General features: G+C 73.9%; 13 protein-coding genes. 8 read left to right on the top strand and 5 right to left on the bottom strand.

Features of this window, described 5'->3' with window-relative positions:
* Positions 1 to 193: 193 nt before the first annotated feature.
* The 4 genes from ACIHAA_RS18410 (at position 194) to ACIHAA_RS18395 (ending at position 5,235) form a co-directional block, all read left to right on the top strand.
* Entirely contained in the window at positions 194 to 880 is a 687-nt protein-coding gene (locus tag ACIHAA_RS18410) for a response regulator transcription factor (RefSeq protein WP_399818289.1), read from the top strand.
* Positions 877 to 2,289, top strand: coding sequence for a sensor histidine kinase (locus tag ACIHAA_RS18405; protein WP_399818287.1), 1,413 nt, complete (start codon positions 877 to 879; stop codon positions 2,287 to 2,289). The genes ACIHAA_RS18410 and ACIHAA_RS18405 overlap by 4 nt, the downstream gene beginning before the upstream one ends.
* A 168-nt stretch (positions 2,290 to 2,457) precedes the next feature.
* Entirely contained in the window at positions 2,458 to 2,985 is a 528-nt protein-coding gene (locus ACIHAA_RS18400) for a hypothetical protein (protein WP_399818285.1), read from the top strand.
* A gap of 180 nt (positions 2,986 to 3,165) precedes the next feature.
* Positions 3,166 to 5,235 (top strand): SpoIIE family protein phosphatase, encoded by a 2,070-nt coding sequence (locus ACIHAA_RS18395; protein ID WP_399818283.1) that lies wholly within the window; start codon positions 3,166 to 3,168, stop codon positions 5,233 to 5,235.
* 105 nt (positions 5,236 to 5,340) lie between these two features.
* Here the strand turns inward: ACIHAA_RS18395 and ACIHAA_RS18390 are convergent, their stop codons facing one another.
* Positions 5,341 to 7,806, bottom strand: a complete 2,466-nt coding sequence (locus ACIHAA_RS18390) for a SpoIIE family protein phosphatase (RefSeq protein ID WP_399818563.1) — start codon at positions 7,804 to 7,806, stop codon at positions 5,341 to 5,343.
* A gap of 187 nt (positions 7,807 to 7,993) precedes the next feature.
* Positions 7,994 to 8,707, bottom strand: a complete 714-nt coding sequence (locus ACIHAA_RS18385) for a ScbR family autoregulator-binding transcription factor (RefSeq protein WP_399818281.1) — start codon at positions 8,705 to 8,707, stop codon at positions 7,994 to 7,996.
* Positions 8,708 to 8,917: 210 nt separating this feature from the next.
* Between ACIHAA_RS18385 and ACIHAA_RS18380 the strand changes: the two genes are divergently transcribed.
* The 3 genes from ACIHAA_RS18380 (at position 8,918) to ACIHAA_RS18370 (ending at position 13,735) form a co-directional block, all read left to right on the top strand.
* Complete coding sequence (locus ACIHAA_RS18380; RefSeq protein ID WP_399818279.1) at positions 8,918 to 9,784, top strand: ScbA/BarX family gamma-butyrolactone biosynthesis protein; 867 nt, start codon at positions 8,918 to 8,920, stop codon at positions 9,782 to 9,784.
* Positions 9,785 to 10,051: 267 nt separating this feature from the next.
* On the top strand, positions 10,052 to 10,822 hold the full coding sequence (locus ACIHAA_RS18375; RefSeq protein WP_399818277.1) for an HAD family hydrolase: 771 nt from the start codon (positions 10,052 to 10,054) through the stop codon (positions 10,820 to 10,822).
* 495 nt (positions 10,823 to 11,317) lie between these two features.
* A complete protein-coding gene (locus tag ACIHAA_RS18370; RefSeq protein ID WP_399818276.1) occupies positions 11,318 to 13,735 on the top strand; it encodes a SpoIIE family protein phosphatase in 2,418 nt (805 codons plus the stop codon).
* 14 nt (positions 13,736 to 13,749) lie between these two features.
* On the opposite strand, the gene ACIHAA_RS18365 is transcribed toward ACIHAA_RS18370, so the two are convergent.
* The 3 genes from ACIHAA_RS18365 to ACIHAA_RS18355 form a co-directional block, all read right to left on the bottom strand.
* Positions 13,750 to 16,590, bottom strand: coding sequence for a SpoIIE family protein phosphatase (locus ACIHAA_RS18365; RefSeq protein WP_399818274.1), 2,841 nt, complete (start codon positions 16,588 to 16,590; stop codon positions 13,750 to 13,752).
* Between the two features lie 328 nt (positions 16,591 to 16,918).
* On the bottom strand, positions 16,919 to 17,659 hold the full coding sequence (locus ACIHAA_RS18360; RefSeq protein ID WP_399818272.1) for an SOS response-associated peptidase: 741 nt from the start codon (positions 17,657 to 17,659) through the stop codon (positions 16,919 to 16,921).
* A gap of 96 nt (positions 17,660 to 17,755) precedes the next feature.
* Positions 17,756 to 18,922 (bottom strand): YihY/virulence factor BrkB family protein, encoded by a 1,167-nt coding sequence (locus tag ACIHAA_RS18355; RefSeq protein WP_399818270.1) that lies wholly within the window; start codon positions 18,920 to 18,922, stop codon positions 17,756 to 17,758.
* Positions 18,923 to 19,250: 328 nt separating this feature from the next.
* Here ACIHAA_RS18355 and ACIHAA_RS18350 point away from each other — a divergent pair, with 328 nt between their 5' ends.
* Complete coding sequence (locus ACIHAA_RS18350; RefSeq protein WP_399818268.1) at positions 19,251 to 20,150, top strand: DMT family transporter; 900 nt, start codon at positions 19,251 to 19,253, stop codon at positions 20,148 to 20,150.
* Positions 20,151 to 20,203 lie beyond the last annotated feature (53 nt).

Genomic DNA, 20,203 nt, shown 5'->3' with positions numbered 1-20,203 from the left:
AGGGGAGGGCGGTCCCAGCATGGGAGAGGCGTACGAGCGGAAGGTTCGGTGATTGTTCGAGCGGTGTAAGGATCGGCTCCGGCCGCGGTCCGGGGCGGCGGCGCTGGTTAGCATCGACGTCCCGTGGTCCGGGGTCCGCGTCCGCGCCCGGGGAGTCCGCCCCCGTGTCCCGGGATGCGAGGAGAGAGAGCACATGCCGGAGAACAAGGGCCTCGTCCTGGTCGTCGAGGACGAGCCGCACATCGCCGATCTGCAACGGCGTTACCTGACCCGGGAGGGTTTCGGCGTCCATGTCGAGACCGACGGCGAGGGGGCGCTCAGCGCCGTCCGCCGGATCCGCCCGGTGGCGATCGTGCTGGACATCGCACTGCCCGGCATGGACGGCATGGAGGTCTGCCGACGGCTGCGGGAGGAGGGCGACTGGACCCCGGTGGTCTTTGTGACCGCCCGGGACGAGGTCACCGACCGTATCCTCGGACTGGAGCTGGGCGCCGACGACTACCTGACCAAGCCGTTCTCCCCGCACGAACTCGTGGCCCGCATCAAGAGCCTGCTGCGGCGCGCCGCCGGCCCGCAGCGCGAGGCGGTGCACACGCTGGGGCGGCTCTCGCTGGACACCGGCCGCCGCACCCTGCGCGTGGACGACCGCCCGGTGGAGCTGACGACCACCGAGTTCAATCTCCTCGCCTTTCTGCTGCGCCACCCCGGGCAGGTCTTCTCCCGCGAGCAGTTGCTCGCCCAGGTCTGGGGGTACGCGGGCTACCGGGACACCCGGGTGATGGACGTCTACGTCTCCCAGCTGCGCGCGAAACTCGGCGGCGCGAGCCCCATCCGCACCGTCCGCGGAGTGGGCTACGGCGTCACGGAGCCCGCCCGGTGACCCCGCCCGGGCGCCGCCCCGCCCTCGCCGGGAGCGTCGTACTGCTCACCACCGCGGTGGCAGCCCTCGCCGTGCTGGTGACCGCGCTCTTCGCCTGGCGGACGGTCCGCACCACCGCCGAGTCCCAGGAACGCGACCAGCTCTCCCGTCAGGCGGAGGTCATGGCCCGTACCCCCGCGCTGGCCTCCCTGATGCTGGACCGGCAGCAGCGCATCGCGGGACCGAACGGCACCCAGCTCGCCCTGGTCGCCGCCACCGGTGGAGTGCAGGGCCCGGCGGCGCCCGCGGTCGGCACGGACCGGCGGGCGGCGCTGCTCGCGGGCCGGAAGGTGTCCGGCACCGGGGTACTGGACGGGCAGGAAGTGCTGGTGGAGGGGGTACCGGCGCGCACGGGCGGCGGACTGGTGCTGACCCGGCCGACGAGTTCCGTGGACGAGGCCGCCGACCGGATGCGCGGCGCCCTGGTGCTGCCGCTGGGTCTCGGGCTGTCCGGCGCCGCGCTGGCCGGGGCGCTGCTGGCCCGGCGCCTGGCCCGCCCGCTGGCCTCCGCCGCCCGGACCGCGCACCGGCTCTCCGAGGGCGAGCGGGGTCTGCGGGTGCCCGCGGAGGGTCCCGCCGAGGTGGCGGAACTGGCCGCCGCGCTCAACTCCCTGGACGCGGCGCTGGCCCTCAGCGAGCGGCGGCAGCGGGACTTCCTGATGTCGGTCTCGCACGAGATCCGCACCCCGCTGACCACGGTACGGGGCTATGCCGAGGCATTGGCCGACGAGGTGATCACCGGGGAGGAGGTGCCCGAGGCGGGCCGGATCCTGGGGGACGAGATCGAGCGGCTGGAGCGGTTCACCGGCGATCTGCTCGCCCTGGCCCGACTGGAGGCGGACGACTTCCGGCTGGACACCGACGAGGTCGACCTCGACGCCCTCGCGGCCCGGGCGGCGGCCGCCTGGTCGGCGCGCTGCGCACGGCACGGCGTCGCCTTCCGCGCCGAACGCCCCGGGCAGCCGCTGCCGGTCACCACCGATGGCTTCCGGGTACGCCAGCTGGTCGACGGGCTGCTGGAGAACGCGCTGCGCGTCACCCCGGCCGGTGGGCCCCTGGTGCTGGCCCTGCACCCGGACGGCGCCGGGGCGCGCTGGGAGGTACGGGACGGCGGCCCCGGCCTCACCGACGAGGACGTGGCGGTCGCCTTCGAACGCGGCGCCCTGACGGCGCGCTACCGGGGCGTCCGCGCGGTGGGCAGCGGACTGGGGCTGGCCCTCGCACACCGCCTGGCCACCCGCCTCGACGGCACCATCGAGGTGCTGGGCCACGGCCCCGAGGGCGGCGCCTGCTTCACCGTACGACTGCCCGCCCGTCCGGGCCCGGCCCCGGGCGCACCCGCCGCCACCACCGGCCGCGCGAGCTCCTGAGCCCGCGCCACCCGCCCCACGCCCGGCACACCGCCCCCGCACCCGCCCCGGGCCCGGGCCTGGGCCCGGACGCCCCTGCTCAGCGCCCGCGCAGCCCCTCTCACCCGTCCCGGTGTACGGCCCGCGCGCCGCCGCTGCCGCGCGGCGTCGCTGGGTGACGGTGGGCGGATGCGCCGTACGTTCCTCTCCGTCACTGTCGCGCTGCTCGCCACCGGGTGCGTGACCGTACGGCCCGATTCCGACGGGCGGCCGGGCCGGGCCGTGGTCGCCGACGCCCCCGCCTCCGCGCCCGCCCCCGCCGGGACCGCTTCACGTGCCTGGGCGGCGCGGCCTCCCCGGGGAGCGGCGGCGCTCGTACGCACCGGTCCCCTGTCCCCCGCGCAGCCGGACCGCCCCTCGCCCGCCGGGCTGCACTCCTCCTCCCAGGCGCGTCGGCTCATCACGGTGCAGGACCGCGCCGAGTCCCCGGTCCGCACCCCGGACCGGGGAGTGTCCGGGACACGGGCCGTACGGCGGGCCGTCGCAGCGCGGGCGCCGCACCCCGCACCCCGCAGCGCACCGGCTCACCCGGCGTCGGCCCGGCCCGCCGCCGCAGACGATTTCACTGTCCCGGGGCCCCGCGACCCGGCTCCCTTCCCGGTCTGCGGACTGGCCCGGGACATGGGTCTCGGCCGCACCGTGGCCGTCGTCTGCTGAGTCCCTTACCCCCGTCTGCGCCCCACCCGCTCCGTGCGTGTCCGCCCACCCACGGTGTTCTCCGCTGGGCAGGGCACACGGCCGGGGGCAGCATGGAGGTACGGGAAGCCGGACCCTGCCGCGGAGCGACCCCCGCGAGCGGCCGGCGGGCAGCCACCGGCGGGCGGAGGGAGTTGCGGGATGAGAGTCGAACCCTTCCAGGCCGACGGGGAGCCGTCCGGTGGCGGGCTGCCGCACCCCGTCGGTCTGCTGGACGTCCTGAGCGTGGCGGCCGTCGTGCTGGACTCGGGCGGCCGCATCGTCTTCTGGAGTCCCCAGGCCGAGGAGCTGTTCGGCTATTCGGCGCGGGAGGCCCTCGGGCAGTTCGCGGGGCGGCTGCTGGTCCGCCCGGAGCATCTCCAGGCCGTGCTGGGTCTGTTCACCGAGGTGATGGAGACGGGGCGCAGCTGGTCCGGCGCCTTCCCCGTCCGGCACAAGGACGGCGGCACCCGCCTGATGGAGTTCCGCAACATGCGGCTCCTCAACGACGCCGGTGACGTCTACGCGCTGGGCATCGCCGCCGACCACGGCACGCTGCAACGCGTCGAGACGGATCTCGCCCTGTGCGAGCGGCTGATCGACCAGTCGCCGATCGGGCTGGCCCTGATGGACCCCGATCTGCGCTATCTGCTGGTCAACCGGGCCCTGGAGCGTATCGACGGCATACCCGCCGCGGATCACATCGGCCGCCATCTGCGGGAGACCGCGCTGCCCTTCCCCGACATCGACACCATCGAGTCCGCGCTGCACCAGGTGCTCGCCACCGGTGCCCCGCTGCTGGACCAGTACTCCGTGGGCCGGACCCCGGCCGACCCGGACCACGACCACGCCTGGTCGCTGTCCTTCTACCGGCTGGAGGACTCCGGCGGCCGGGTCCTGGGGGCTGCCGCCTCGGTGGTCGATGTCACCGAGCGGCACCGGGCGGCCATCGAGGCCGACCGGGCCCGGCGGCGCCTCGCCCTCATCGCGGACGCCTCCGCCCGGGTGGGCACCACCCTGGAGGTGGAGCAGACCGCCCGTGAGCTGGCCGAGGTCGCGACCCCCGATCTCGCCGACGTGGTGGCGGTGGACGTCCTGGACTCCGCGCTGGCCTGCCGCCGCACGGGCTCGCCGGAGAGCGGTCCCGAACTCTTCCGCGCACTGGCCCTCAAGTCGTCCCACCCCACCGTGGCGCTGCGGGCGGCCGACCCGCCCGGTGAGGTGGCCGCGTATGACGGGGACCGGCTGGTCACCCTGTGCGTGCACACCGGACGGCCCGTCCTGGTGCGCCATGTCGCCGACCGGGACCTGGAACGCATCGCCCGTGACTCCGAGGCCACGTCCCTGCTGGCCCGGGCGGGCGTCCACTCCTATCTGGCGGTGCCGCTGATCGCCCGCGGGGAGGTGCTCGGTGCCCTCGACCTCAAGCGCACCCAGAACCCCCTCCCCTTCGACCAGGACGATGTCGTGCTCGCCACCGAGCTGGCGGGCCGGGCCGCGGTGGCGATGGACAACGCCCGCTGGTTCCAGAGCGTGCGCAACACCGCCCTCACCCTCCAGCGCAGCCTGCTCCCGGAGCATCCGCCGCACCACCCGGGGCTGGAACTCGCCTACCGCTACCAGCCCGCCCAGGCCACCAGCGAGGTCGGCGGCGACTGGTACGACGTGATCCCGCTGGAGGACGACAAGACGGCGCTGGTCGTGGGCGATGTGATGGGCAACGGCATCGACGCCGCCGCCACCATGGGCCGGCTGCGCACCGCCACCTGCGCCTACGCGGACCTCGACATGGACCCCGGCACCCTGCTCCAGCATCTCGACAAGATCACCTGCGATCTGGAGCACTACATCGTGACCTGTGTCTACGCGGTGTACGACCCCCGGAGCAGGCTGTGCCATCTGGCCAACGCGGGCCATATGCCGCCCGCGCTGGTCCGCCCGGGCCGGGCCCCCGCGCTCCTCGACCTGCCGCCCGGCGCGCCGCTCGGGGTGGGCGGGGTGCCGTTCGGCACCACGACCGTGGAGCTGCTCCCGGGCGATCTGCTGATCCTCTACACCGACGGTCTCGTCGAGACCCGCCACCACGCCATCGACGAACGTCTCCAGGCGCTCCTCGACCTCCTGGACGAGCCGGACCGGCCACTGGAGGAGATCTGCGACGTCCTGCTGCACGGGCTGCGCCATCCCGACGACCACGACGACGTGGCCCTGCTGGCCGTCCGGACCGGCTGAGCGCCCGCCCGCGGCCCGAAGCTCTCGCGGCGGCACCGGCGGGGCCACCGGCCCGTCGCGTACGCCCATGTGGTCTCCCCGCCGCCGGGGTGCCGGGGTTGAGGTTCAGGCGATGCCGAGCGGGGGTGTGAGCGGGAGTTCGGCCCAGATGGTCTTGCCGGAACGGTGGTGACGGCTGCCCCAGCGCCGGGAGAGCTGGGCGACGATGAGCAGCCCGCGGCCGCCCTCGTCGGAGAGGCGGGCGCGCCGCAGATGCGGGGCGGTGCTGCTGGCGTCGCCGACCTCGCAGATCAGGGCCGTGTCGCGGATGAGCCGGAGATGGACCGGCGGGGAACCGTAACGGATGGCGTTGGTGACCAGTTCGCTCACCACGAGTTCGGCGATGAAGGCCGTGTGCTCCAGGTGCCAGGCGGCCAGCCGCTCGCAGGCGAGTTCGCGGGCCAGGGCGACCACGGAGGGCTCGGACGGCAGTTCCCAGGTGGCCACCCGGTCGCCGCTCAGGGCCCTGGTCCGGGTCAGCAGGAGGACGACGTCGTCGGTGCGGGCCTCGGACAGCAGGCTGCCCAGCGCGCGGTCGCAGGTCTCCTCCAGTGGGCGGCCGGGGTCGGCGAGGGCCGCGCGCAGCAGGTCGCAGGAGGCGTCCACGTCCCGCGCCGGGGACTCGATCAGTCCGTCGGTGTAGAAGGCGAGGACGCTGCCCTCGGGGACGGCGAACTCGGCGGCCTCGAAGGGCAGGCCGCCGAGGCCCAGGAGCGGCCCGGCGGGCAGGTCGAGGAAGCGTACGGTGCCGTCCGGGGTGGCCAGGACCGGCAGCGGGTGGCCCGCCCGGGCCATGGTGCAGCGGCGGGAGACGGGGTCGTAGACCGCGTACAGGCAGGAGGCGCCGACCTCGCCCGAGCCGTGGTCGGGGCGGACGGCGAAGCCTGCGGGGTCGTTGCGGTCCATGAGCAGGACGAGGTCGTCGAGGTGGGTGAGGAGTTCGTCGGGAGCGAGGTCCACGTCGGCCAGGGTGCGTACGGCGGTGCACAGGCGGCCCATGGTGGCCGCGGCCGTGATGCCGTGGCCGACGACGTCCCCGACCACCAGGGCGACGCGGGCGCCGGACAGGGGGATGACGTCGAACCAGTCGCCGCCGATGCCCGCTCCGACGTGGGCGGGCAGATACCGGGAGGCGGTCTCGACCGCGGGATGGTGCTGGGCGGGGTGCGGAAGGATGGTCTGCTGGAGGGCGAGCGCGGTGGCCCGCTCCCGGCCGTAGCGGCGGGCGTTGTCGACATGGACCGCCGCCCGGGCGCTCAGTTCCTCGGCGAGCCGCAGATCGTCCTCCTCGAAGGGGGCGGCGGTGCGGTGGCGGAAGAACAGGGCGAGGCCGAGGGTGACCCCGCGGGCCCGCAGCGGTACGGCCATGAAGGAGTGGATCCCGAACTCGTGGATCTTGCGGGCGCGCTCGGGTGAGCTCTCCGCCCACCACTGGGTGATGTCCTCGGCGCGGTGCAGGGCGCCCCGCCCGGCGGCCAGGGCGTGGCCGGGCGGGGAGTCCTCCGGATAGGTGTAGGTGCCGGCGAGCGGCACCACCGATTCGGGGCATCCCGGGAGGACCGAGCGCTGGGCGGTTCTGCGGAAGACCAGCAGGCTGTGCTGGGCGGCCGCGGTGTCCTCGCCGCGCAGGACGCTGTCGAGCAGGTCCACCAGCACGAAGTCGGCGAAGTGGTCCGTGCCGACCTCGGCCAGTTCGTCGGCGGTGCGGCTGAGGTCCAGGGTGGTGCCGATGCGCAGCGCGGCCTCGTTGAGGACGGCCAGCCGTCTGCGGGCGCGGTACTGCTCGGTGGTGTCCACGGCCGCCGCGGACAGGCCGCAGACCTGGCCGCCCGGGCCGCGTACGGGATACAGGGACAGCAGCCAGACCCGGGGGCCGGTGGTGTCGGTGCCGGGCGAGTACGCCTCGCAGGTCACCGTGTTCCCGGTGCGCAGGACCTCCGTCATGGCCTCGCCGATGCCCTGGGGGCCCAGCAGGATGCTGCCGCGCCCGGACTCGCCGATGGGCCAGCCGAGGAGTTCGTGGTCCTGTCGGCCGGACGCGCGCCGCATGGCGGTGTTGACCTCCAGCCGTACTCCCCGGCGGTCGTAGAGGGCCATGGGCAGGGGCAGCTGGTCCAGGGCCCACTGCTTCAGCAGGGGGGTGTCCGGTTCGCCGTCGTTGTCGTGCGGGAGTCCGGAGGGCTCGACGCCCTCGGCCGTGAGGAACCAGTACGTCTCGCCCGTCGCGTCGCGCAGCGGCCGGCCCCGCAGCGTCCAGGCCAGGGGGTGGCCGTCCCGGTGCCGGAGGGTGACGCGGCCGTGCCAGGCCTCCCGCCGGGCATGGCTGCGCCGGACCGCTGCGGGCAGGGGCCCGGCGAGCAGTTCGGCGGCGGCCCGGCCGACCAGTTCCTGCGGCTCGTAGCCGAGCAGGCGGCAGATGCCGGGGCTCAGCGCGGTCACCACGCCCCGGGGGTCCACCACGACCCCAGCGTCCGACGCGGGCTCCCGCCAGGGGGGACGGTGCCTGTCCGGTGTCGCGGAGCCCTTCGCCATCGTGTCGCCCTCGATCTGTCGTCCGGGCACCGCCGGAGTCGTCGACGGGCCCATCCGCAGCACTGCGTCCAGGCTGCTCCCGTGAGGGGCCTTTCTCAACCGCTGATCACTCGAGGTCCCGGACGCGGGTCGCTCCACGGCTCGGCCCCGGACCGCGCGGGGCCCCGGACGCCGGTCACCCGGGGGCTCAGCCGCTGATCACTCCGGGCCGGGGCGCCGGGTCCTGCGGGGCGGGCGTGCGCAGGACGGGACGGCCGGGGTGGCCGGTTCCGAGGCCCGAGGGGCGGCCGCGGACCTCGGCGAGCAGTGCCTGCGGGGCCGGGTCGGCCTGGAGCGCGGGGAGGAGCAGCAGCCAGAGGTGGGTGAGCCGGTCCTCGATCAGCACCCGGTCGTCGAGGGCATCGGAGAGGGTGTGCAGTCCGAAGAACGCGGCGACCAGGGTGGGTGCGTCGCGGCTGGGATCCGCGCGGGGCGCGAGGTCGCCCTCCGCCCGCGCCCGGGCGAGCATCTGCTCGACGGTGGCGATCCAGTCGACGAAGGGCGGGGGCATGTCGACGGCGATGGATCTGCGCTCGGCCCAGAGCCGGGCGCCCGCGCGGACCAGGACGTCGTCGCGGAAGGCCCGGGCGACCGCGAAGCTCAGGCGCACCAGCTTGCGCAGGGTGGGTTCGGGCGCGGCCTCGTGGGCGGCCACCAGGACGGGCCAGGCGGCGAAGTGGGCCTGCACCACGGCCAGGGCGAGCTGTTCCTTGTTGGTGTAGTGGAAGTAGATCGCCCCGCTGGTACGGCCGGACCGTTCGCTGATGTCACTGATGCTGGTCGCCGCGTATCCCCGTTCGAAGAACAGGTGAGCCGCGGCCTGGAGTACGGCCCGGCGGGTTTCTTCTGCCCGATCCTGCACGTGTATTCCCTTGTCTGTCGGTGGAGCGCGAGAGGAATGTAGCCCTCCAGTCGCCGGGACACGAGGTCGCGCATGCGAAACCGCCAATTGTCTTATTAGCTGTATTACATGGACTCTGGGCAGCGGACACGGGGCGCACAGGAATCGGCCGACGGATGCACCCGGCGGGCCTCCGGGGCGTGTTACCCCTCGCTGAGCCGGTCCGGAACCGTGGACCGGGAATGGGTGCACCGGATCTCGGTGGCCGAAGTCCTGCTCACGGATGTCCGCCCCTGCGGACCGCACAGCTTCTGCGCGGCGGCCGCCTGGACGCGCTCGCACCCCACCTTTCCCCGGGGGCGCGACGACCGGCACAGCCCCTGGATGGTCGTGGAGACACTGCGTCAACTCGGCATCTGCATTCCGCTGCGCCACTTCGGCGTGGAGCCCACGGCCCACTTCCTGATCGACGACGTCGCCTACGAGGTCGACCCGGCCGCCGAGCCCAGAGCACCCCACGGCGCCAGCGAGATCACCTGTCTGGCGTCCGTGGGCGAGGTGCGCACCGACCGCAGCGGCACCGCGGTGACCGGTCTGCGGATGCGGGCCGTCTTCCTCGCCGGGAACCGGGAGTTCGCGCGAGCGGCGGGCGGGGCGCGGTTCCTCGACACCGGTCGGTACACCGCCCTGCGGGCCGGTGCGCTGCTGCGCTCAGGCGCTGCCCCGGACGAGTCGGAGAGCGGCCGTTCACGCCCCGAACCGGCGCTGCTGGGGCTGGAGTCGGCCGCGGACGTCGTGGTGTCCCTGGAGGGCGACGACATCCTTCTCGACCCCGCCGATCTGCGCCACCCCTTCCTCTTCGACCACGACACGGACCATGTGCCCGGCATGGCGGTGCTGGAGGCGGCACGGCAGGCCGTCGCGGTGCGCAGCGGAGGGCGGCTGGTGCGTCCGGTGTCCGGCCGTATGTCGGCCCTGCGGTTCACCGAGCACCGCCCGCCCGCCGTCATCCACGTCTCCGAGCACGGGAGTTCGGCCCTCTTCCAGTGCCGTCAGGACGGCCACAGAACCGTCACGGGCCTGCTGCGCTACCGCTGAGATGTCACCCACACGTGTGCATTGCGTCGGCAAATCTCCCCAACATGTCAATCAGAGCGTAGCGTTCATTATGTTTCTGGTTCCGGATGCGCTCGGGACCACGGCCGTGTGCGGTAGGCGACCACCCCCTGGGTGAACGGGCCATCACCGCAGCGCATTTCACTCTTCTCGGCAGTGAATCGACCCATCAGGCGCACCGGAACCCCCGTCGGCGGATCGCGCCGCTTCACGGCAGTTCCGCCTTGCACCAGAACGGCAAGCACACTCATGACGATCCATCGCATCTTCGACTGGACCCCCCAAGCCGTCGTGTTCGACTGCGACGGCACCCTGGTGGACTCCGAACGGCACTGGCAGCAGGCCCGCGACATCGTGCTGCGCGAGAACGGCGCCGAGCCTGACCCGGAGTTCACGGAGAGCAGCAAGGGACTGCACTACACCGAGTGCGGCGCCCTCATGGCGGACCTCATCGGCACGCCCGAGCACAGCGAGGAGATCACCCGTCAACTCCTCACCGCCTTCCGCGGCCTGGTGGCCCAGGCACCCGCGGCCATGCCCGGAGCCCCCGGCCTGGTGACCGCCCTGAGCAGGCGCGTTCCCCTCGCCGTGGCCAGCAACTGCCCTGCGGACGTGGTGGAGTTCAGCCTCCAGTCCGTGGGCCTGAGACAGCACATCCGGCACATCGTGGTGCCGGGACCGGGAGTTGCCCCCAAGCCGGACCCCGACACCTATGCCGAGGCGGTACGGCTCCTGGGCGCGGAGCGCGGCGGCACCCTGGCGGTGGAGGACTCGCTCAACGGTCTCCGGTCGGCCGTCGCCGCAGGTCTGCGGGTGATCGGCGTCGGCCGCGCTCCCGGCCCGGAGGCCCTCGCCCTGGCGGATCTGTGGGTCGACACCCTGGAGGACCGGCAGCTGACGGCCTGGGCCACGGGCCGCCCTCCCGGCCGTCGCACGGAATCGGGGACCACGGCCACCGCCCCGGTGCGCCCCACGGTTCCGCGGCAGGGCAGCCGGACCCAGTCCCGGACCTCCCGCTGACGGCACCGGACCCACCGCCCCGGCGCTCCCGGGCGGGCCCCGGCCCCGTACGGTCGGCCCGCACGGCACTCCACGGCCTCCGGGCCGGGGACAGCCGCCGTGCCGGGGCCCGCCCGCGGCAGCCCGGGCCCCGCCCGCCGCCGAGACCTGGCCCGGTTTCGGCACCCGGCACCGCGCTCCCCGGCGTCCGGCACCCGGCTCCCCGGCGTCCGGCGCCGGGTACCGGATCACCCGACGGCGAGCGGGCGGGCGGCGCGGTCCCGTGCGGACCGGGCCCCGGCCCGTCCGGAACCGGGGTGCCGAGGCGGTTGACCCGTGAACCACACGGGGGTGGAGCGCGTCACCCGCCGGACCGCACCGGGCACCGACCGTGTACCGCCGAGCGGGTGATGCGGGCGGCTGTCAGGCTGAGAGACATACCGGTCGTCCGGCCTGCACGGGCCGACACGAGCACCGGGCGGACGGCACGGGCCACCGGGCGAATGGAGAGGTGCGATGACCGCTCCGGACAGGGTGCCGGACCCCAGCGGCGAACCGGCGACGACGGGGGCGCGGATCCTCCTGGACACCGACGGTGTGATCACCGAGTGGAGCCGGGAGGCCGAGGACCTGCTCGGCTACGGCTCCCGGGAGATGGTGGGACGCCCGCTGTGGCCGCTCCTCGTCCGGCCCGATCCGGGCGACGGCCCGCCCGGCCAGGAGGCGCCCGCGGACGGCCTGGTGCGGCTGCGCGACCGGTCCGGCCGCACGGTCGAGACCACCTGGCGCATGTACCCGTACCTGTCCGCCGACGGGCCGGTGACCTGGGCGGTCTTTCTTGCACGTACGGACGGCACGGACCCCTGCGACTTCGACCGCGCGGTCCTCGACGCCCTCCTGACCGAGTCGCCGATCGGACTGCATCTGCTGGACACCGACTTGCGGGTGGTGCGGTTCAACACCGCCTCGCCCGGGATGCGCGGGGTCCGCGCCGAGGACGTCATCGGCCTGCCGAGCGCCATGGTCGCGCCGCGGGTGGTGACCGAGGCCGTCGAGAACACGCTCCGGCGGGTGCTGCACACCGGCCGGCCGGTCATCGACTACGTCCAGCCGGGCTACCCGCCGGCCGACCACAGCCGTGAGCACGTCTTCTCCCTGTCGGCCTTCCGGCTGCACAACCGCCTCGGCAAGACCCTCGGAGTGGCCACCCTGATCCTTGATGTGACGGAGCGTCACCGATACCGCGCACGGCTGGAGTTGCTCCATGACGCCAGCACACGCATTGGCACCACCCTGGACATCGGCCGGACCGCGGACGAGCTGGCGGAGATCGCGGCCGGGCGGGTGGCCGACGCCGTCGCCGTCGACGTGCTCGACCGGGTCGGCCGGGGCGACGCCCCCGAACCGGGGCCGGTCACGGGCGAGGTCACCGTCCGCCGCGAGGCGTTCCGGTCGTCGCCCGACGCCGCCCTCCGGCCCGCCTACGCGGTCGGCGAGACGGCGTCCTACGGCTTCCCGACACCGCTCACCCAGGTGCTGCACGACCTCCGCCCGCGGCTGATCCCGCGGATCGACGAGGACGGCGAGTGGCTGGCGCACGATCCGGTGCTGGGCGAACGGCTCCGCGCCGACCGGGTGCACTCGCTGATCGTGGCGCCGCTGGCCGCGCGCGGAGTCGTCCTCGGCGTGGTCAGCTTCTACCGCTCCACGACGCCCGAACCCTTCGACCACGACGACCTGACCCTGGCCACCGAACTCGCCGCGCAGACGGCCCTGTGCGTGGACAACGCCCGCCGCTACACCCGCGAGCGCAATGCCGCCCTCACCCTCCAGAACAGCCTGCTCCCCCGGCAGCTGCCCACCCTGAGCGCACTCGATCTGGCGTTCAGCTATCTGCCCGGACACGCGGGCGGCACCTGGTACGACGTGATCCCGCTGTCGGGCGCCCGGGCGGCGCTGGTGGTGGGGGAAGCGGCGGGCCGGGGGCTGCGCACCGTGGCCACGATGGGCCGGCTGCGCGCCGCGACCCACAGCCTGGCCGCCCTGGACCTGGCGCCCGACGAACTGCTCGCCCATCTGGACGATCTGATGGTCCGGCTGGCCGACGAGGTCCGCCCCGAGGCCGCCAACGACCCCCTGGAGGCGCACTCCGCCACCGCGGGCTGTGTCTGTGTCGTCTACGACCCCGCGAGCCGCCGGATCGAGGTGTCCTGCGCCGGGCAGCCGCCCCCGGTCCTCGTCCACTCCGACGGGCACCGGGAACCGGTCGACATTCCCGCCGGGCCCGCCCTGGGCACCACCGGCCCCCCGTTCGCCACCTGGGAGTCGCAGCTGCCGGAGGGGAGCCTGATCGCGCTGTACAGCGAGGGCCTCGTCGGCGGGCCGGAGGCCGAAGGGGTCGCCCGGCTGGGAAGCATCCTCGGCCAGGCGCATGCGAGCGTGCAGGAGGCGTGCGACGCGGTGATCTACTCCGAGCTGTCCGGGCGGCCCGACAAGGACGTGGTCCTGGTGCTGGCGCGCACCCGCGTCCTGAGCGAGGACCAGGTCGCCTCCTGGACCTTCCCCAGCGATCCCGCGATCGTGGCCACCGCCCGCACCCTGGTCGACCGCCAGCTCGCCTCCTGGGGGCTCGGCGATCTGTCCTTCACGACCGAACTGGTGATCAGTGAGCTGGTCACCAACGCCATCCGGTACGCGCGGGGCACGATCCAGGTACGGCTGATCCGGGACCGCTCGCTGATCTGCGAGGTCACCGACGGCAGCAGCGCCGCCCCGCATCTGCGGCACGCCCGCACCACCGACGAGGGCGGCCGGGGGCTGCTGCTCGTCGCCCAGCTCGCCCATCGCTGGGGCACCCGCCGCACCGACCGGGGCAAGACCATCTGGGCCGAACAGACGCTCGACCCCGGCCCGGGAGACCCGGCGGCCGCCTGACCGGGCGGAAGGCCTCAGGTGCCGTCCCGGGAGTCCCGGGAGCCCGGGCTCCGCGGGGTGTCCTCGCCGCCGGGTTCCCCGTCCCCGGGCACCTCGTCGTCGAACCCCTCGTCACTGAAGGCGTCCAGGTTGAAGGCGTCCACATCGAAGGCCCCGGGGAGCTGCGCGTCGCGCCCGTCGCCGGACGGCACGGCCTGCTCGGCCCAGATCACCTTGCCCTGCGGTGTGTAGCGGGTGCCCCAGCGTTCGGTCATCTGCGAGACCAGGAACAGGCCACGGCCGCCCTCGTCGGTCGTCGCGGCGTAGCGCAGATGCGGTGAGGTGCTGCTGCCGTCCGCGACCTCGCAGATCAGGGTGCGGTCCCGGATCAGCCGTACATGGATGGGCTCGGAACCGTAGCGGATCGCATTGGTGATCAGCTCGCTCAGGACGAGCTCCACGAGGAAACCGAGGTCGGACAGGCCCCACTCGTCGAGCTTCCCGGACACGGCCTCGCGCATCCCGGCGACGGCGGCCGGGTCCAGGGGGACGTCCCAGTCGGCGATCCGGTCGGGCGACAGCGGCTGGGTGCGGGCGATGAGGAGCGCGACGTCGTCCTTGGGCCGGTCGGGCAGCAGCTCGGCCAGAACGGCCCGGCAGTGCTGCTCCGGGGAGCGCTCGGGATGGCCCGCCAGCGCGTCGCGCAGCAGCTCCATGCCCACGTCCAGGTCGCGGGTGCGGTCCTCGATGAGGCCGTCGGTGTACAGGACCAGCTGGGTGCCCTCGGCCACGTCCAGTTCGGCGGTCTGGAACGGCATGCCGCCGAGGCCGAGCGGCGGTCCGGCCGGGAGGTCGGCGAAGGTGACGGTGCCGTCGGGGTGGACCAGCGCGGGCGCCAGATGACCGGCGCGGGCCATGGCGCAGCGGCGGGCGACGGGATCGTAGATGGCGTAGAGGCAGGTGGCGCCCACCACGCCCGCGGCGGTGTCGGTGCCCGCCTCGTCCTGGTCGATGCGCCCGACCAGGTCGTCCAGATGGCTGAGCAGCTCGTCGGGCGGCAGGTCGAGGGTGGAGAAGTTGTGCACCGCGGTACGCAGCCGCCCCATGGTGGCGGCCGCGTGCAGGCCGTGGCCGACCACGTCACCGACGGCCAGCGCCACCCGGCCCCCGGACAGGGGGATCACATCGAACCAGTCGCCGCTCACCCCGGACTGGGCCGGGAGATAGCGGTAGGCGACATCGAGCGCGGACTGCTCCGGCAGAGCCCTCGGCAGCAGGCTGCGTTGCAGAGTGACCGCGAGGGCGTGCTCCCGGGTGTAGCGGCGGGCGTTGTCGATGCTCACCGCCGCGCGGGCCACCAGCTCCTCCGCCAGCGACAGCTCTTCCTCGTCGAACGGCTCGTGCTGTTTGGAGCGCCAGAAGTTGGCCATGCCGAGCACCACGCCCCGGGCCGAGATCGGAGCGGCGATGAGGGAGTGGATGCCGAAGTCCATGATGTCCCTGGTGCGCTTGTAGTCCTGCGCATGCCAGCCGGTGGCGGCGGACAGGTCCGTCACCAGCACCGAGCGGCCGGTTCCGTAGCCGCGCGCCTGGGGCGTGGAGGGCGCGAAGTCGATCAGCCGGCCCTTCTCGTACAAGGGATGATCGTTGCGGATTGCCACGATGGCGACCCGTCGCATGTCCGTCGCGGTACCGGCCGGTTCCTCCCCGCGCAGTACGGCGTCGGCGAGATCGACGGTGACGAAGTCGGCGAAGCGGGGGACGGCGACCCGGCCCAGCTCGTCGGCCGTACGGATGACGTCGAGGGTGGTGCCGACGCACAGCCCGGCGTCGTAGAGGAGCTTCAGCCGCTCGCGGGCGACCTCCGCCCTGCCGGTCAGCGCCTGGAGCTCGGTGGTGTCGCGCAGGGTGACCACGGTCCCTTTGGGGCCTCCGCCGCGGTCCGTGGGCCGCTGGTTGACCGCGATCAGCCGTTCTCCGGCGAAGTGGACCTCGTCGGTGGCCTCCCGGCCGGAGACGAGCAGGGTGACGGTGTCCGGGTCCAGGCCCTCCAGCTGCGAGACATGGCGTCCCTCGATGTCCGGGGGCAGCTCCAGGAGCCGCCGTGCCTCGTCGTTCGCGAGGAGCACCCGCCCGTTGTCGCCGATGATCAGCACTCCTTCGCGGACGGAGTGCAGGACCGCGTCGTGGTGCTCGTACATCCGGGCCATCTCGTCCGGGGCGAGGCTGTGGGTCTGCCGTCGCAGCCGTCTTCCCATCAGCGCCGTTCCGGCGGTCGCCAGGGCCAGTGCTCCGGCCCCGGCGCCGAAGATGATGGGGAGCTGGCGGTCCACCTCGCTGACCACGTTCTTGACCTTGAGGCCCGCCGAGACCAGGGCCACCACCTTGCCGTCGGGGTTCTCGACCGGCACCACGGCCTGGACCTCGTGCCCGAGCGGGCCGTGCACGCTCTCCGTGTAGACCTTGCCCTGGAGCGAGGGCCCGATCGTGCCGACGAACTTCTGTCCGATCTTGCTGGGCAGGGGGTGGGTGTAGCGGATGCCCTGGGTGTTCATGACGACGATGAAGTCGACGCCCGCGGCCTTGCGGGCGGCCTCCGTCATGGGCTGGAGCACTTTCGACGGGTCGGGCGTCTGTAGGGCGGCGAGCAGGCCCGGGGCGTGCGCAAAGGCCTCCGCCACGGCCACGGACCGGCGCTTGGCCTCGGCGCTGGTGTCCCGCTCGGACTGGAGCACCAGGGCGAAGACGGCACAGGCCACGAGCAGCACGACCAGCGCCACCTGCAGAACGAAGACCTGCCCGGCGACGCTTCGCGGGCTTTTGCCTATCAGTGACCGCGGCGACACGCGTCGAAACCGGGCGAAACGGTCCGCCATGGACCCTTTGTAGCACTGGTGACCCTGGGTGGCCATGGCCGCGACCGCAGGAAAGCCGCCGATGACGGGGACGGAGCCGGGGCCGCCGCATTCCGGGGCCCGGGCCCGCTCCCTCGGGGGACCGTGGGGCGGCAGGGCCCCCGGGCCGGATCGCGGGGGGTGCGGGTGCGGTCGCGGCAGCCGCGGGGCGCGTCCCGGATTTCCGCCGTGCCGCGCTGAGCCGTTCGATACCCGGCGAGGGCCCCGGCTGCGAGGAACAGGGGCAGGGGGACGGGGACAAGCACGGCGGGCGGCTCGGTGGGGACGGTGACCGCGCGGGGGGCGGAGGTCAGGGGGCGGTCCCGGTCAGGAGTCCGGGGCCGTTGTGGTGGACGTCGTTGACCGCCGGGGAGACCTGGCGGGTCTCCAGGCGGCCGTCCGCGGGCGCGGCGAGCAGGGCGCGCAGGCCGTCGGGGTCGCGGCGGTGGGGGTCGAGCCAGGCGTCGTAGTGGTCCGGCGCGATGGCGAGCGGCATCCGGGGGTGGATCCGCCCGGCCGCGTCGGTGGCCTCGGTGGTGATGACGGTGCAGGTGGTCAGCCAGGCGGCCGGGTCGTCGTCGTGGGGGACGGCCGGGTCGCGCCAGAAGGCGTAGAGCCCGGCGAGCGCCATGACCCGGTCGTCCTCGGGGTGGATGTAGTACGGCTGCTTGCGGGTCCTGCCCGTGTCCGGATCCCGCTCCGGCTGCCACTCGTAGAAACCGTCGGCCGGGAGCAGACAGCGGTGCCGGACGAAGGCGCGGCGGAAGGCGGGCTTCTCGTGCACGGTCTCCATCCGTGCGTTGATCATCCGCGCGCCGGTCCTCGGGTCCTTCGCCCAGGACGGCACCAGCCCCCAGCGCACCGCCCGCAACTGCCGGACCGGGGGCTCCTCGGCCGCCGAGCGCGGGGCCCGCTCCAGGACGGCCCACACCCGGTCGGTCGGAGCGACGTTCCAACTGGGCGCCACGGCAGCTCCCGGGGGCCGGTCGGTCACCTGGAAGAGCCGGGCCAGCTCCTGGGGGCCGCGGCTGGACACATAGCGGCCGCACATACCGCCACTGTGCCACGGGGGTGGGCGGGCGGGTGCCCCGCTGGTGGCCCGGCACGGCAGAGCGGATCGGGTCGGCTCACCGCTCGTACACGGGCGTCACTCCTCCAGGCGGCGTCGGTCCTCCTCGTCCCAGGCCCGGGTGTCCCGTGGCTCGGCGTAGGGTTCCTGGTCCGGAGGGAGGCCCCCGGCGATCGCCCGCTGCCGAGCGGTCTCGGCATCGAACTCCAGACCGAGCAGAATGGCCAGATTGCCGATCCACAGCCAGACCAGGAAGACGATGACGCCCGCCATGGTGCCGTAGGTCTTGTTGTAGGCGGCGAAGTTGGTGACGTAGACCGCGAATCCGCCGGAGGCGGCCAGCCAGATCACCAGGGCGAGGACGCTGCCCGGGCTGACCCAGCGGAAGCCGGGGACCTTGGCGTTCGGGGCGGCCCAGTACAGGATCGCGATCATGACCGTGATCAGTACGGCGAGGACGGGCCACTTGGCGACCGACCACACCGTGAGGGCCGTGTGCCCGATGCCCAGCGCACTGCCCGCCTGACGGGCGAGGCCGCCCGTGAAGACCACGATCAGCGCACTGACCATGGCCAGCACCACGAGCACCAGGGTGACGGCGATACGCAGCGGCAGCACCTTCCAGATCGGCCGCCCCTCGGGCATGTCGTAGACGACATTGGCGGTACGGATGAACGCGGCGATGTAGCCGGACGCCGACCACAGCGCCAGGGCGAGACCGGCGATCGCCATCACGGAGCCGGTGGCGCTGTGGCCCTGGAGCTGCTCCACGGCCCGCGTGATGATGTTCCGTGCCGAGCCGGGGGCGAACCGTTTGAGGTTGTCCAGGACGGTGTCGGTCGTCGATCTGCCCGCTGTGCCCAGCAGGGAGACGAGCACCAGCAGGGCCGGGAAGAGCGACAGCACCCCGTAGTAGGTGAGCGCCGCGGCCCGGTCGGTCAGTTCGTCGTTCCGGAACTCGCGCAGGGTGCCCTTGAACACCGCACGCCAGGACCGTCCGCTCAACTCGGTGGGCCCGTCGGGCGCCCTGCGCTCGATCTCCGGGCCGGGACCGGGGCCGGGCGGCTCGGTGGCCGAACCGGGGCCGGACTCCCGGGGCACGGGAGCGCCGCCCGTCCCGTCCGGTATGCCTCCGCGATGCGTCCCGCGCTGCTCGTACTCCCCGTGGTCCCCGTACTCCCCATGGTTCCCGTGGTCCCCATGGTCCCTGTCATCCCCGTGTTCCCGCTTCGGCTGCCGTGTCATGCCACGTCGGGTATCCCCGCCGCACGTCCTCACGCGGTGCGGACGGGCCGGGCTTGCGGGAGGGGCCTGCCCACCGCTCCCGGGTGGGTCCTGGCGCGCGCCACGCGGGTGTGTGCGGCACGGCGCGCGGGAGCGCGGGTGGATCGGCGCGCGGGGGCGCGGGTGGCCCGGGCACCGTCGTCGGCCGTGACCTGGCGTGCGCCCGCGGCCGTCCGAGCCCGGGCCGGGATCACCGCAGCCGACCCGGGCCGGGATCTCCTCAGCCACCCCGGGCCGGGAGCGCCGCAGCCCAGAGGCCGGGGCCGCCGCGTCGGGGCATGCTGGAGAGGTGATCGTGCTCGCCGCGCTGTTCGCGGTCATCGGGGCAGCCAGCAACGCGATGGGCACCGCCTTTCAGCGCAAGGCGGCGTCCACGGTCTCCCGCGGCGGCGGCCTGCGGCTGGTGCTGGCGCTCGCGCACCGGCCCGCCTGGCTGCTCGGCGTCGCCGGGGTCGTCGGTGCCGCACTGTTCCAGGCGCTGGCCCTGGTGAACGGGCCGATGGCACTGGTGCAGCCCCTGTTCGTGCTGGAACTGCCCTTTGCGCTGCTGATCATCGCGCCGCTGATGCACCGGAGGCTGCCGAACGCGGGCTGGTGGGCCATCACCAGTGTGGTCGCCGGTCTCGCACTGGTGCTGGGGTCCGCCGCGCCCTCCGGTGTCCAGGACCAGGCGCCGATGGTGCGCTGGGTCCCCGCCCTGGTGCTCTGCCTGGGCGGCATGGCGGCAGCGGTCGCACTGGCCCGCCCCGGGCGCCCGCCGCTCTTCAGGGCCGCCGTGCTGGGCACGGCCTCCGCCATCGGCAACGCGCTGACCGCCGCGCTGCTGAAGTCCTCGACGGGCGTGTTCGCGGCGGGCGGCCCGGCAGCCTTCCTCAGCGCCTGGCAGACCTACGGCTTCGCGCTGACCGGCATCTGCGCCGTCCTGCTGCTGGAGAACGCGCTCCAGGCGGGCTGGCTCGCGGCGTCCCAGCCCGCCCTCACCATCGGGGACGCGACGGTGAGTCTGCTGCTCGGCATCACGTTGTTCGACGAGCGGATCCGCACCGGCTGGTGGGTGCTCCCGGAGATCATCGGGGTCGGACTCATCGTCTGGGGGGTGGTGCGTCTGAGCCGTGTGGTGCCGCACATGCAGGAGGAGGCGCCGACCGCGGGCGACAGGCTGAGCAGCACACCGCCGGTCGCTCCCTGAGTGCGGTCGGCGTCGGCCGCCCGACCCACGCGGTGGCCCGGCTCACCACCCGC

This window comes from Streptomyces sp. NPDC052040 (assembly GCF_044548405.1).
In the GTDB taxonomy this organism is placed as follows: domain Bacteria; phylum Actinomycetota; class Actinomycetes; order Streptomycetales; family Streptomycetaceae; genus Streptomyces.
This window is presented reverse-complemented; position numbering and strand designations above follow the sequence as displayed.